Source organism: Rhodococcus sp. GA1 (assembly GCF_024321955.1).
Taxonomy (GTDB): Bacteria; Actinomycetota; Actinomycetes; order Mycobacteriales; family Mycobacteriaceae; genus Rhodococcus; species Rhodococcus pyridinivorans.
Window position 1 is genome coordinate 1,817,932 of sequence record NZ_CP097186.1, and the last position, 13,660, is coordinate 1,831,591.

Genomic DNA, 13,660 nt, shown 5'->3' on the forward strand with positions numbered 1-13,660 from the left:
CCTGTGGCGCGGTCCTGCCAGCAGACCTCCTCAACCGGAAGGTACGAGAATGCAAGTGCCGGTCCTCGGCGCAACCGCTACCGACCGGGCCGAGCGGCCCGTCGCGCACCCGTTCGTCCTGTCCCGCCCGCACGGCACGGTGATCGCCGAAGGCGTGAGCGAACACTTCGACCGCGCGTCCGCCGCCGCCGACGCCCTGCGCACCGGACAGGTCGCCGCGATCGTCGGAGCACTGCCCTTCGCACCCGACGGTCCGGCCGCACTGACCGCTCCGAACACACTCCATCACTCCCCCGCGCACTACGACGCACCGGCCGCCGACCTGCCCCCGATCACGATCACGGGCGCATTGCCGTCGGAAGGCGAGCACATCGATCGGGTCGAGACCGTACTGCGCCTGCTCCGCTCGGACGACAACGACCTTCTCAAGGTGGTCCTGGCCCGGGCACTCGCCCTGCGCGCCGACCGGCCCGTCACCCCGCACGACCTCCTCGTCGCTCTCACGCGAAACGATCCGCTGCACAACGGCTTCCTCGTCGACCTCACAGCAGCCGGTGGCGTGTGGACGGGACGTCACCTGGTTGGGTCGAGCCCGGAGGTGCTCGTGCGCCGTCGCGGAGATCGGGTCACCGCTCACCCCCTCGCCGGATCCGCACCGCGGCATTGCGACCCCGGGATCGATCGGGCGACGGCCGACAGGCTCGCCGGCTCCGCGAAGAACCTCGCCGAGCACGCGCACGTGATCGATGCGATCCGCGCCGCGCTCGAACCGTTGTGTGTCGACCTCGACATCCCCGAGCAGCCGACCGTGACGAGCACGCGCCAGCTGTGGCATCTCGGCACTCCCATCGAGGGTCGCCTGCACGATCCGGGTGTCACGGCCCTCGATCTCGCACTCGCGGTGCACCCCACCCCCGCGATCTGCGGCACGCCGACCGCGGCCGCCCGCGATCTGATCCTCGCGACCGAGGGTGACCGGGGCTTCTACGCCGGTGCCCTCGGATGGTGCGACGCCGCGGGCGACGGCGAATGGTTGGTCACGATCCGCTGCGCCGTCCTCGATGCCGACGGTGTCGGGCTCACGGCCTACGCGGGGGGCGGTATCGTCGCCGACTCCGACCCTGCCGACGAACTGGCCGAGACGACCGTCAAGTTCGGCACCGTCCTCGATGCACTGGGAGTACTCCGATGACCGAGGCCGCACCATCCCCCGTCACGCTCGTCGTCGGAGCCGCGCAGGGTATCGGCCGCGCGACCGCCGAGGCCCTGGCGCGTGCCGGTCACCGTCTCGTGCTCGCCGACCGCAACGCCGAAGGACTGCGCAAGACTGTCGCGCTGCTCGGCGGCTCCGTCCCCACCTACCCCGTCGACATCCGCGACCACGACGCCGTCGCCTACCTCGTCGAGAACATCGAATCCGAGCACGGACCGATCGAGCATCTCGCGCACGTCGCAGGTGTCTTCACCACGGGCTCGGTGCTCGACTCCGATCCCGAGGACTGGCAGCACATGTACGACGTCAACGTCACCGGCCTGCTGTCGGTCCTGCGTTCGGTCGGACGGGCCATGCGGGAGCGGAGGTCGGGTTCGATCGTCGTCGTCGGATCGAACTCCGCGGGCGTGCCGCGCATGGGCATGGGCGCCTACGGATCGTCCAAGGCCGCGTCCACGATGATCGTCCGGATCCTCGGACTCGAGCTGGCGCAATACGGGATCCGCGCCAACATCGTCGCGCCGGGTTCCACCGACACCGCCATGCAGCGCTCGCTGTGGGAGGACCCCAACGACGACGCCGGCGCACGCAGCGCCATCGAAGGTGACCTGTCGCAGTTCAAGGTCGGCATCCCCCTCGGCCGCATCGCCGAGCCCGCCGACATCGCCGAGGCCATCGAGTTCCTGCTGTCCGATCGTGCTCGTCACATCACCATGCAGGCGCTCTACATCGACGGCGGCGCCACCCTCCGCGCCTGACCGGCAGACCTGCATCGACCCTGATCCCGAAAGGAAACGTTCCGTGACAACCGGTTTCGAGCGCACGCCGCTCGCCGACACCGCCCGCTACCCCGAGGAGTTCGCCGAGCGGTATCGCGCAGCCGGTTACTGGACGAACGAGACCTTCGGCGAATTCCTCCCGGCCCGCGCCGCCCGGTTCGCCGGTCGCATCGCCGTCGTCGGACACGACGCGACGGGCACCTGGCGGCGCATCACCTACCGCGAACTCGACGACGCCTCGGCCCGCGTCGCCGCCGGTCTCGCCGACCTCGGGGTCCGGAAGGGCGACCGAGTAGTCCTGCAGTTGCCGAACATCGTCGAGTACACCGAAGTGCTCTTCGCGGTCTTCCGCCTCGGTGCGCTCCCCGTCTTCTCCCTGCCCGCGCACCGCGCGTCGGAGATCGGCTACTTCTGCCGGTTCAGCGACGCCGCAGCGTACGTGATCGCCGCCGAACACGGCGGATTCGACTACCGCGTGCTCGCCCGGCAGGTCGCCTCCGAGATGGAGAATCCGCCGGTGGTCGTGGTCGCCGGTGAGGCCGAGGAATTCACTGCGCTCGGGTCGTTGCGCGACCGCGAAGCGGCGCCGATCACGGAGAACGACGCCGGAAACGTTGCCTTCCTGCAGCTGTCGGGTGGCACGACCGGAACGTCGAAGCTCATCCCCCGCACCCACGCCGACTACCTGTACTCCGTGCGCGAATCCGCGGTGATCTGCGGAGTGGACGAGAACACCCGCATGCTGGTCGCGCTGCCGGCGGCGCACAACTTCCCGATGAGCTCGCCGGGCATCCTCGGTGTGCTGCACGCCGGCGGCACCGTCGTCCTCGCTCCGGATCCGAGCCCCGACACCGCGTTCGCCCTCATCGAGAGCGAGGGCGTGACGATGGCGTCGCTCGTCCCGCCCCTCGCGCAGGCGTGGCTGTCGGCGCGGGCCCGCACCGAACGCGACCTGTCGTCGCTCGAGGTGCTGCAGGTCGGTGGTGCGAAGTTCCCGGCCGAGGCCGCCAAACGCGTTCGCACCGAACTCGGCTGCACCCTGCAGCAGGTCTTCGGTATGGCGGAGGGTCTCGTCAACTACACCCGGCTCGACGACGACGAGGACACCATCGTCACCACCCAGGGCCGGCCGATCAGCCCCGACGACGAGATCCGCGTCGTCGACGATACGGACGAGCCCGTCGCCGCGGGCACCACCGGCCACCTGCTCACCCGCGGCCCGTACACGATCCGGGGCTACTACAATGCGCCGGAACACAATTCGATGGCATTCACCCCGGACGGCTTCTACCGCACCGGCGACATCGTCCGGCTCACCGAGCACGGCTACATTGTCGTCGAGGGACGCGCGAAGGACCAGATCAATCGCGGTGGCGAAAAGATCGCGGCCGAGGAGGTCGAGAATCATCTGATCGCGCACCCGGCCGTGCTCGACGCGGCGGTGGTGTCGATGCCCGACAAGTATCTCGGCGAGCGCACCTGCGCCTTCGTCGTCACCGAGGGGGAAGCGCCGAAGGCCCTCGCGCTCAAGAAGTTCCTGAGGGAGCGAGGGCTGGCCGAGTACAAGATCCCCGACAAGGTGCAGTTCGTCGACGCCTTCCCGGTCACGGGAGTGGGCAAGATCAGCCGGAACGAACTGCGGCGCGCCCTCGCGGCCACTCTGAAGGACTGATCTCGTTCCGCGACGACGGGATGACTTCACCCCGTTCGGCTCGAGCGTCGAGGATTGCGTAGCGGCCACCGCGGGCGACGAGGTCGTCGTGCGTTCCGCGTTCGACGATGTGGCCCCGGTCGAGGACCACGATCTCGTCGGCGTTCCGCACGGTCGAGAGCCGGTGCGCGATGGTGATGGTCGTGCGTCCGCTGCGCGCGGCGTCGAGGGCCTGCTGCACGGCGTGCTCGGTGTCGTTGTCGAGGGCGCTGGTCGCCTCGTCGAGCACGAGGACGCGCGGGTCGCGCAGGAGCGTGCGGGCGATCGCCAGTCGCTGTTTCTCACCACCCGAGAAGCGGTATCCGCGGGCGCCGACGACGGTGTCGTAGCCGTCCGGCAGCGAGACGATCAGGTCGTGGATGTGTGCGGCGCGGGCCGCGGCCTCGATCTCGTCGTCGGTCGCGTCCGGCTTCGCGTAGCGCAGGTTCTCCCGGACGGTCGCGTGGAGGAGGTAGGTCTCCTGCGACACCACGCCGACCAGTCCGGCGAGATCGGCGAGCCTCATGTCGCGCAGGTCGACACCGTCGATGCTCACGCGTCCCTCGACCGGGTCGTACAGTCGTGCGACGAGCGAGCCGAGCGTGGTCTTGCCCGAGCCGGTCTCGCCGACGAGCGCGACCTGCGCCCCCGCCGGGACGTCGAGATCGATGCCGTCGAGGGCGTTGCGGTGCGCTCCTTCGTAGCGGAAGCTCACGTTCTCGAACCGCACCCGGCCGGCGACGGTCGCAGGGTCGACGGGCACCGGATCGCGCGGGTCGTCGATGTCGACCGGAAGGTCGAGGTATTCGAAGATGCGGCTGAACAGGGCCAGCGAACTGGTGACGGAGACACCGACGTCGAGCAGGCTCATCAGCGGCCGGAACAGCGCGCCCTGCAAGCCGGTGAAGGCCACCAGGGTGCCGATCGTCATGCCGCCCGAGGTGGCCGGCAGACCGGCGACGAGATAGAGGACGGCGGGGATCGCCGCGAAGACGATGTTCATCGTGGCCATGCGCCAGCGGCCGGACAACTGCGCGTGCACCTCGAGATCGGCGAGTTCCTCCGACGTGCGGGCGAACTTGTCGGACAGTGCCGGGCCGGTGCCCAGCGTCTTGACGAGCAGCACGCCGCTGACCGACAGTCCTTCGTCGATCTGCGACTGCATGTCGGCGAGGCGCCGTTGCTGACGGGCGGTGACGGCGCGGCGCATGAGCGCGACCCGGCGCGTGAGCCAGATGGCCGGCGGGAGCACGATCAGGGAGAGCAGAGCCAGTCGCCAGCTGAGGACCGCCATGGCGATCGCCGTGCCGACGACGGTGGTGACGTTGGACGCCAGTGAGGTCGCGGTGTTGGTGACCACGGACTGCATGCCACCGATGTCGTTGGTCAGCCGCGACTGGATCTCACCGCCGCGGGTGCGGGTGAAGAAATTCAGCGACTGTCGCTGCAGGTGGGAGAAGACCCGGGTACGCAGACCGTGCATGACGTTCTGGCCGACGGTCGTGGAGATCCAGGTCTGGACGACGGACAGGAGCGAGCTCGCGACGGTGACGGCCAGCATGCCGCCGACGGCCCACAACAGCAGGCTCACGTTCTGGTGCGGGATGGCGTCGTCGATGACGGCGCGGACGAGGAAGGGCGTCGCGAGGGAGATCACCGACGAGGCGATGATGAGCGCGACGACGAGGGTGATCTTCCACCGATAGGGCGCGAAGAGGGCGCCGATACGGCGCAGGCTCACCGGGGCCTCGCGGAGCTGCTCGAGATCCTTCTTGTCGATCCTGCCGCGGCTGCCCGGCTTGCCGCCGAGAGTGGGTGGGGGCTGCATCATGTGCGCCACCTCGATTCGTGGTTCGTGACTCGTACTTGTTGAGGTTGCCTCATTGAGTGTCAACCGTCAAGTGAGGTACTGTGACCACCATGCCGGATTCACCCGTCGCACTGCGCGATCTCCTCCTCACCACCACGCGTACGCTGCGCCGACGCTGGCACGACCTCCTCCAGCCGTGGGGATTGTCACCCCACGAGTACCGGGCGCTCGACGTCATCGGACGCGCCGACGACCCGATCCGCCTCGGCGTCGTGGCCAAGGAACTGCGCATCGTCCCCCGCTCGGCCACCGAGGTCGTCGATCGCCTGGAGTCGCGGGGTCTCACCGAGCGACTCCCCGATCCCGCCGACCGACGCGCGGTCTGCGTGCGGCTGACCGACGAGGGCCGCAGGATCCGGGCCGAGCTGGCCTCGGCCCGCGATGCCGACGCCGTCGAGATGTTCGACCGGCTCGACGCCGAGGAACGCGCACGACTGTCCGATCTGCTGCACAAACTCGTCGACGACCGGCCGCGCTGATCCCTTCCGGTTCCGGGTACTCACATTCCCGACGGCAGCGACGTCTTCCCTACGAGTGTCCGTGCCGATCGAGGAGAGCCCTGTGAAGACCATCGACAGTCTGCAGTCGCGCGTCGACGCACTGAACCTGCCCGAGCTGACGAGCGAGCTCGACGAGAACGGCTGCGCCCTCACCGGGCCGCTGTTGAGCGACGACGAATGCACCGAACTCGCGGCCCTGTGGGACGACGACGCCCGCTTCCGCACCACGGTCGACATGAGCCGCTACGGGTACGGGCACGGCACCTACAAGTACTTCGGCTCACCCGTCCCCGACGCCGTCGCACACCTGCGCTCGGCGTTCTACCGGCAGCTGCTCCCCGTCGCGCGCTCGTGGGCCGAACGCCTCGGCGATCCGGCACCCTGGCCCGACGACTTCGACGACTGGCTCAACATGTGCCACGCGGCCGGCCAGACCGACCCCACCCCGCTGATGCTGCGCTACACCACCGGCGACTGGAACGCCCTGCATCGCGATCTCTACGGCGACCTCGTGTTCCCACTGCAGGTCGTGATCGGGCTCGACCGGGCGGGCGTCGACTACACCGGCGGCGAGTTCCTGTTGGTCGAACAACGGCCCCGCGCGCAGTCGCGGGGCACCGTCACCGTGCTCGAGCAAGGCCACGCGCTGATCTTCACCACCCGCGACCGACCGATCCGGTCGGCGCGCGGATGGTCGCGGGCGCCGGTCCGGCACGGCGTGAGCACCGTCCGATCGGGCCTGCGTCGCACGCTCGGCTTGGTACTGCACGACGCCGTCTGAGCGTCCTCGGTGCTACCCGACGCGACCTACGCCGCTTCAGCGTTCGAAGATCCGCCTCGGATTGTCCACGAGCATCGTGGTGATCTGCTCGTCGGTCACGCCCCGTTCGCGCAGGGCCGGCAGCACCTCGTCGCTGATGTGGTTGTAGTTCCAGTTGGGCACGGCGGTCTGCTTCACGTCGTGCGGGAACCAGTCGATGAAGCACGACGCATCGTGCGAGAGCACCATGCGCTCGGTGTAACCGGCCTCCACGAGCGCGACCACCGTGTCGACGCGCTGCTCGAACGGCAACAGCAGATCGAGGCCGAAGCGGTCCATCCCGAGAATCGAACCGGCGTCGGCAATGCGACGCAGGTAGTCCAGATCGGTCGAATCACCGCTGTGCCCGATCACCACCTTGGTGAGGTCGACACCTTCCTCCGCGAGCACCCGCTGCGCCACCTGCCCCGACCCGGTATGCGGATTGGTGTGCACCGTGATCGGCACACCGGTCTCGACGTGCGCCTGCCCCACCGCTCGCATCACGCGCTCGACGCCCGGCGTGAGTCCCGGAATCTCGATGGCGCACTTGAGCATTCCTGCACGCACCCCCGTCCCGGCGATGCCCTCGCGGATGTCTTTCACGAACAGTTCGGTGAGCGGCTCCGGTCCGTCCACCAGCAACCCCGGCCCGACGTTGTGGAACTGGAACGGCAGGTCGTTGTAGGTGTACAGGCCCGTCGCGACGACGATGGAGATGTCCACCCGTTCGGCGACGCGCTGGATGCGCGGAATGTACCGGCCGAGACCGACCACCGTGGGATCGACGATCGTGTCGATGCCGCGCTCCGACAACGCCTTCAACTTCGCGACCGCGTCGTCGACGCGTTCGTCCTCGTCCCACGGGCTCGGGTAGTCGGGAAAGTTGGTGCGGATCTCCTCGCCGAGTACGAAGACGTGCTCGTGCATGAGGACTCTGCCCAGACGGCCCGTGTCGAGAGGACCGCGAACGGTGTCGACGGATGTCATGACCGGTGACGCTAGGACACCAACGTGGGCAGAGGCAATCGATTTCACGAATCGGTGGGAGTCGACTCCTCGAGGGCCTGACGGTAGCGACGCATGCCGCGCAGCCACCGGTCGTAGTCGGCGCCCTTGTTCCGGTACATCTCGAGGACCTCCGGGTGCGGAAGGATCAGGAAGTGCTCCTCCTCCATTGCCGCGAACACCGTCTCCGCGACGTCGACGGGTTCGAGCACCGCACCGGCGGTCGTGACGGCCCGGGTGGCGAGTTCACCGAGTGCGTGCCCGGATGCGTCCCCCGAGTACAGCAGAGGTGTGTTGACGCCCATCGGGCACAGGCAACTCACCCTCACACCCTTGTCGCCGTAGGTCACCGACAGCCACTCGGCGAAACCGACGGCCGCGTGCTTGGTGACCGAGTAGGTGGCCGAGCCGATCTGTGTGAGCAGGCCGGCCGCCGACGCCGTGCTGACGAAATAGCCCTCGCCACGTTCGACCCATCGGGGTACCAGCAGTCGCGCCGCACGGATGTGTGCGCGCAGGTTGACGTCGAAGGACTGCTCCCAGACCGAGTCCTCGATCTCCAGGCCGGGCACACCGGTGACACCCGCGTTGGCGAAGTACAGGTCCACGGGACCGAACTCCGCTTCGGCGCGCTCGACGAGGCCGCGGATGTGTTCGTCGTCGGAGACGTCCGCCGCCACCGCGACGGCGCTCCCCGGCGTCTCCTCCTCGAGCGTCGCGACGACGCGCTGCGCCGCGTGTTCGTCGAGGTCGGCGACCACCACTCGTGCACCTCGCTCGACGAGGCCGGCAGCGATGGCGCCGCCGATTCCGCCGCCCCCGCCTGTCACGACGGCCACTCTGCCTTCGACCTTCATCGCTGATACCTCCCCGTCGAATCGCAGTGCCGTCCCGTGCGGCACAGTTGGTACTGAACCTGTCTACACGTATCACCGGCTGTAGGTACCGCTCACACGCACGGAGGTCGAGCACCCGGGATGGACGAATTGTTCTCCGTCTCCCGTCCGCGACGCGAGATCGCGCCGGGCGCCGTGCATGTGCCCGACTGGCTCGACCCGGGCGAACAGCGCGAGCTCGTCGAGCTGTGTCGTGATTGGGCGCGCCCGCCGGCGCCGATGCGGCACACCCTGCTTCCGGGTGGCGGACGGATGTCGGTGAGCACGGTGTGCCTCGGATGGCACTGGTCGCCGTACCGCTACACCCGCACCGCGGTCGATGTCGACGACGCTCCCGTTCCGCCGCTTCCCGACCGGCTCGTCGAACTCGGGCGGCGTGCCGTCGCCGATGCCTACGACGATCCGGCAGCCGGGGGCGGGTACGAGCCCGATACCGCTCTGATCAATTTCTACGACCGCGACGCGCGGATGGGGATGCATCAGGACAAGGACGAGCGGGTGAGCGCGCCGATCGTGTCGCTCAGTCTCGGGGATGCCTGCTTGTTCCGGTTCGGCAACACCGAGTCGCGCGGCCGGCCGTACACCGACGTGCGTCTCGAGTCCGGCGATCTGTTCGTCTTCGGCGGTCCGTCGCGGTTCGCCTATCACGGGGTGCCGGTCGTGTATCCGGACACCGGCAGTTCCCGCTGCGGACTCACCGCGGGGCGCCTCAACATCACCCTGCGGAGTACCGGACTTACTTGATCGAACCGCTCGAAAATTCCGAACGTTCGGTCTGTGACTTTGTAACCAACTACACTCGGAGTAGCGTTTCGCCGGCGAGAAATACGTCAAATCGGACGATATTCTCGTGCGGTAGTCATCGGTGTCGGGGTCGATCACAGGAGACTGCCATGCCCGACTTCGCTTGTCGTCGTGTCCTGGCGATCATCGCAGGACTCGCCCTCGGCCTGACCGGACCCGTCGTCGCCGCCGCCGCCACTGACGGCACCGCGCCCACCGCCGGCGCGGAGACCTTCCGTCCGTGCCCGGAGCGGTTCGTCATCGCGGTCGACGGAACCCGCAACATCGACACCCCGGATTCGATCGATCCCGATTCACCCCTCGCGAAGATCTCGGCGCGGTACGCGGCACCCGGCACGGTGGTCGAGCACATCCGCTATCCCGCCGTCGTGGTTCCGGTGCCGGAGTCCGGGTCGAGCGAGGGATCGGGGCGACTCGCGTACGACGAGTCCAAGAGGATCGGGCATCAGCGCCTGCGCGAGACGATCACCGTCCGGCACGGTTCGTGCCCCGACAGCGAGCTCGTCGTCCTCGGTTACTCGCAGGGCGCGTCGATCGCCGGCGACGTCCTCGCCGAGATCGCGGCCGACGGTTCGGTGCCGCCGGAGCGGATCAGCGGTGTGCTGTACTCCGACCCGCGTGACACCCGGGGAGTCGAAACGCTGTTCCCGGGCGAGGTCGTCCCGGGCATCACGCTCGGTGGCGGTCGCGACGACTTCGGCACGATCGCCGTCGAACGGATCTGCATCGAGGGCGACGCGGTCTGCGACGGCGTGACACCGGAGGAGAGCGAAGGGTGGTTGGGCGAGAACGTCACCGGCTACCTGAGGCTGCACACGACCTATCCCGACTACGACCCGTGAGGATCGTCGCACCCGGGAGAACCCGGGCCGGGATATACCGGTTCGGTATCGTCGGTTCATGAGCGTCGAGTCCCCGGCCACCCACCTTCCTGCTTCCGGTGATGATCCTCTCGCGCTGGAGCGGCAGGTGTGTTTCGCTCTCGCCGTGGCGAACCGCGCCGTGCTCGCGGTCTATCGACCGATCCTCGACAGGCTGGGACTGACCCACCCGCAGTACCTGGTGATGCTCGCCCTGTGGGAACGCTCGCCGCTGACGAGCAAGGAAGTGGGGCAGTTACTCCAGCTCGACTCGCCCACGCTGTCTCCCCTGCTCAAGCGACTCGAGGCGCTGGGCCTGATCACCCGCGCGCGCAGCGCGGCCGACGAACGGCAACTCGTCCTCGAGCTCACCGACGCCGGCCGGGCGCTGCGTGCCGAGGCCGAGTCGGTGCCGGGACAGGTCGTCGATGCCCTCGGTGTCGGGCTCGACGAACTCCAGGACCTGCACGCCGCGCTCGTGCGCGTCAACGCGGCGGCGTTGAAGGCCGGAGCACTCTGACAGCTCGGTAGCTGCCGCAACCCCGACGGCTCGCGGCAGCACTGTCCGACTGTCTTCTATCGATACGCATCGGCACGGTGCGAAATCGCGGTGACCTCGACCGTGCGGTTCGCATCATCGATCAGATACAGGACGCGATATTCACCTCGCCGGGCGCTGTACGCCGGCGCAAGAGGCGGATTCAACGGCTTCCCCACCCGCTTCGGATTCTCGAGAAGGGGTCCTGTGACGAACTCGTATACCGCAGTTGCTACTTTCTCCGGCAACGACCTCGCCATGGCGCGTGCAGCCGACCTCGCCATCACCAGCCGATACGGGTGGTCCGGCGTGCTCATTCCTCGGACGACCGAGCATCACGCATCAGCTGCGTCAATTCCTGTACATCGACGACGTCTCCCGACTCGACCTCCGTTCGGCCCTCGACGTGCGCCCGCAGCAGATCCGTATCCGACAACACCGCGATCGTCTCCTGCATCGCGTCGTAATCGTCGGCACCGAGAAGCACCGCGGCGCGGTGCCCGTTGCGGGTGATCTCGAATCGCTCGTGTGTGCGCTCGGCCTCATCGACCAGTCGTGACAATTGCGCCCGCGCGTCGGCAACAGGAAGAGTCGTCATGTACATAATTCTAGCGAATTACTTATGAGAAGTCTCAGGTCATTCCGTTCGCGCCGGTTCCGACACCGGCTTTCGACGGGAGGCCACGAACGCCAGGACGAGGCCGAAGGCCGCCCAGCACAGCAGGACGATCGTAGGTAACCCGCGCCGGCGCCGTCGTGATCCGGCCCCGGACGGTCGGTGACCCGGGGCGCCGCACGCGCGGACGCCCCGGGACCGGCTCAGTGCGGGAGTTCGAGCGTCGTCGGCACCAGCGGAACCGAGGCCTCGCCGGTGTAGACGAGGAAGGTGAACGACTCCTGGAAGTACAGGTTCACCGTCTCTGCGTCGTGCGAGAGGTAGCCGATCGACAGATCCTGGCCGACCTGCAGGTCGTAGTCGCCGCCGCGCGTGGTCAGCACGAACGCGCCGTCGATCGCCGGGGCCCAGATGAGGTCGCCGTCGATGAGGCGGCGCAGTTGTTCGCGGATCGGGTAGCCGTGATCGGACGTCTCGCTGACCTTGGTGTACTCGTCGGCGCCGAGCAGGATCGAGTACGGGCCACCCACACCCGCCAGTCGCAGCTGCGACAGCGCCTGGCTGATGATCTCCGGGAAGTCGCGGGGATCCTCGGGCAGCTGCAGGGACGGGTTCGACGACGACGCCCGGATGCCCTCGATACCCGCGGCCGCGTAGCCTTCGAAGATCGCGCGGTCCTCGGCGAAGGCGATCTGGCGGGCCGCTTCCTTGACGGGGTCGAGGTCGATGTCGCGGGAACCGCGCTCGACGCTGTCGATCTCCTCGCGCGACAGCGTGAACGGCACCCGCAGTTCGACGACCGGCGCGACGCGGTGCTGACGCGCCCGCACTCCGGCGGCCGGGGGTTCGATCTCGCGGGTGCGGCCGAGACCCACCGCCGCGAAGTCGGTGCCGTGCGGTCCGGAGAAGTCGACGACGGTGCGCCCGGCGACGTGTCGCTTGAAGGTGCGTGCGGCCTCCTCCTCGATCTCGGTCCATGCTGCCTCGGAAATCGGGGCGAGGTCGCGATACAGATTGTTCACAGGGTCGAACTCCTTCGCAGAGCGCCAACTCCGAGTGATCCGTCGGCAGGCCGGCCGGCGGTCGAGGCACTCGGATCTTCGTGGGAGGGAATTTCCGCCGGTGACGGCGGAAGATCTTCGAGGAACTCCAGCGAGGGGCAGAAGAACAGCGATCCCGTCACCGCGGTGGAGAAGTCCAGGATGCGGTCGGTGTTGCCGGGCGGGCTGCCCAGGAACATGTTGCGCAGCATCTGCTCGGTCACCTCCGGGGTGGCCGAGTAACCGATGAAGTAGGTGCCGAACTCGTCGGCGCCGAAGCTGCCGAACGGCATGTTCGCGCGCACGATCTGCTGCTCGACCCCGTTCTCGTCGACGATCACGTTCAGTGCGACATGCGAATTCGCGGGTTTGGTCTCGTCGTCGAGCTCGATGTCGTCGAGCTTGGTCCGGCCGATCGCCCGCTCCTGCTCCTCGACGGTCAACGAGTTCCACGACGCGAGGTCGTGCAGGTATTTCTGGACGACGACGTAGCTACCGCCGGCGAAGTCCGGATCCTCGCCGGAGACCAGGGCCGCCTCGACGGCCTCGTCGTCCTCGGGGTTCTCGGTTCCGTCGACGAAGCCGAGCAGGTCGCGGCGTTCGAAATAGCGGAAGCCGTGCGTCTCGTCGACGACCCGAGCCGCACCGCGCAGCCTATCGTTGATCTTCGCGGCGAGTTCGAAGCACAGGTCCATCGTCGACGCGCGGAGGTGGAACAACAGGTCGCCGGGGGTCGAGGGGGCCTGGTGCCGACCGCCGTCGAGCGGGACGAACGGATGCAGTCCGGCGGGCCGGGGGCCGTCGAACAGCCGGTCCCACATATCCGAGCCGATGCCGGTGACGACCGACAGGCCGCCCTCCGGGATGCGGAAACCGACCGAGCGGCGCAGGCCCGAGAGATCTTCGAGCAGATCCCGCACGGTGTCCTCTGCGCCCTCGTCGACGGTGACGACGAGGAAGATCGCCGCTTCGGTGAGCGGGGTCAGTATCGGTTGTGCACGAACCACTCCGACAACGCTAGTGCACCCCGCACGAAACAGGCGTTCG

15 protein-coding genes are annotated in these 13,660 nt (G+C 68.2%); 8 read left to right on the plus strand and 7 right to left on the minus strand.

Annotated elements, in window-relative coordinates:
• The first annotated feature begins 49 nt into the window (after positions 1–49).
• Genes M3330_RS08455 through M3330_RS08465 form a run of 3 tightly spaced genes read left to right on the plus strand, consistent with a single transcriptional unit; the run spans position 50 to position 3,664 of the window.
• A complete protein-coding gene (locus M3330_RS08455) occupies positions 50–1,192 on the plus strand; it encodes an isochorismate synthase MenF (protein ID WP_024102991.1) in 1,143 nt (380 codons plus the stop codon).
• Positions 1,189–1,971, plus strand: a complete 783-nt coding sequence (locus M3330_RS08460) for a 2,3-dihydro-2,3-dihydroxybenzoate dehydrogenase (protein ID WP_006551845.1) — start codon at positions 1,189–1,191, stop codon at positions 1,969–1,971. Before M3330_RS08455 ends, M3330_RS08460 begins: the two co-directional genes overlap by 4 nt.
• Before the next feature lie 43 nt (positions 1,972–2,014).
• The gene (locus tag M3330_RS08465) at positions 2,015–3,664 is read left to right on the plus strand and encodes a (2,3-dihydroxybenzoyl)adenylate synthase (protein WP_033096846.1); all 1,650 of its coding nucleotides are present in this window, start codon (positions 2,015–2,017) and stop codon (positions 3,662–3,664) included.
• On the opposite strand, the gene M3330_RS08470 is transcribed toward M3330_RS08465, so the two are convergent.
• A complete protein-coding gene (locus M3330_RS08470; RefSeq protein ID WP_255028462.1) occupies positions 3,615–5,513 on the minus strand; it encodes an ABC transporter ATP-binding protein in 1,899 nt (632 codons plus the stop codon). The two genes, M3330_RS08465 and M3330_RS08470, sit on opposite strands and share 50 nt — an antisense overlap.
• 89 nt (positions 5,514–5,602) lie before the next feature.
• On the opposite strand from M3330_RS08470, the gene M3330_RS08475 reads away from it, so the two are divergent.
• Together M3330_RS08475 and M3330_RS08480 are read left to right on the plus strand one after the other, a co-directional pair.
• Complete coding sequence (locus M3330_RS08475) at positions 5,603–6,031, plus strand: MarR family winged helix-turn-helix transcriptional regulator (RefSeq protein ID WP_033096969.1); 429 nt, start codon at positions 5,603–5,605, stop codon at positions 6,029–6,031.
• A gap of 82 nt (positions 6,032–6,113) precedes the next feature.
• Positions 6,114–6,833, plus strand: coding sequence for a 2OG-Fe(II) oxygenase (locus tag M3330_RS08480; RefSeq protein WP_255028465.1), 720 nt, complete (start codon positions 6,114–6,116; stop codon positions 6,831–6,833).
• A gap of 36 nt (positions 6,834–6,869) precedes the next feature.
• Here the strand turns inward: M3330_RS08480 and M3330_RS08485 are convergent, their stop codons facing one another.
• Together M3330_RS08485 and M3330_RS08490 are read right to left on the minus strand one after the other, a co-directional pair.
• Entirely contained in the window at positions 6,870–7,841 is a 972-nt protein-coding gene (locus M3330_RS08485; RefSeq protein ID WP_006551850.1) for a phosphotriesterase, read from the minus strand.
• A gap of 44 nt (positions 7,842–7,885) precedes the next feature.
• Complete coding sequence (locus tag M3330_RS08490; RefSeq protein ID WP_006551851.1) at positions 7,886–8,716, minus strand: SDR family oxidoreductase; 831 nt, start codon at positions 8,714–8,716, stop codon at positions 7,886–7,888.
• A 120-nt stretch (positions 8,717–8,836) separates the two neighbouring features.
• Between M3330_RS08490 and M3330_RS08495 the strand changes: the two genes are divergently transcribed.
• The 3 genes from M3330_RS08495 (at position 8,837) to M3330_RS08505 (ending at position 10,939) form a co-directional block, all read left to right on the plus strand.
• Positions 8,837–9,499, plus strand: a complete 663-nt coding sequence (locus M3330_RS08495; protein WP_255028468.1) for an alpha-ketoglutarate-dependent dioxygenase AlkB — start codon at positions 8,837–8,839, stop codon at positions 9,497–9,499.
• Positions 9,500–9,648: 149 nt separating this feature from the next.
• Positions 9,649–10,401 carry a cutinase family protein gene (locus tag M3330_RS08500; protein ID WP_064060432.1) on the plus strand — a complete coding sequence of 251 codons (753 nt, stop codon included), beginning with the start codon at positions 9,649–9,651 and terminating at the stop codon, positions 10,399–10,401.
• Between the two features lie 58 nt (positions 10,402–10,459).
• Entirely contained in the window at positions 10,460–10,939 is a 480-nt protein-coding gene (locus M3330_RS08505) for a MarR family winged helix-turn-helix transcriptional regulator (protein ID WP_006551854.1), read from the plus strand.
• 56 nt (positions 10,940–10,995) lie between these two features.
• Here M3330_RS08505 and M3330_RS08510 read toward each other — a convergent pair whose 3' ends face one another.
• The 4 genes from M3330_RS08510 to M3330_RS08525 form a co-directional block, all read right to left on the minus strand.
• Positions 10,996–11,274 carry a type II toxin-antitoxin system RelE/ParE family toxin gene (locus M3330_RS08510; RefSeq protein ID WP_024102981.1) on the minus strand — a complete coding sequence of 93 codons (279 nt, stop codon included), beginning with the start codon at positions 11,272–11,274 and terminating at the stop codon, positions 10,996–10,998.
• A complete protein-coding gene (locus tag M3330_RS08515; protein WP_006551856.1) occupies positions 11,271–11,561 on the minus strand; it encodes a type II toxin-antitoxin system Phd/YefM family antitoxin in 291 nt (96 codons plus the stop codon). Before M3330_RS08515 ends, M3330_RS08510 begins: the two co-directional genes overlap by 4 nt.
• A 215-nt stretch (positions 11,562–11,776) precedes the next feature.
• Positions 11,777–12,595: a family 1 encapsulin nanocompartment shell protein gene (locus M3330_RS08520; protein WP_006551857.1), complete on the minus strand. Its 819-nt coding sequence runs from the start codon at positions 12,593–12,595 to the stop codon at positions 11,777–11,779.
• Positions 12,592–13,620 carry a Dyp-type peroxidase gene (locus M3330_RS08525; protein ID WP_033096849.1) on the minus strand — a complete coding sequence of 343 codons (1,029 nt, stop codon included), beginning with the start codon at positions 13,618–13,620 and terminating at the stop codon, positions 12,592–12,594. The genes M3330_RS08520 and M3330_RS08525 overlap by 4 nt, the downstream gene beginning before the upstream one ends.
• Between the last annotated feature and the right edge of the window lie 40 nt (positions 13,621–13,660).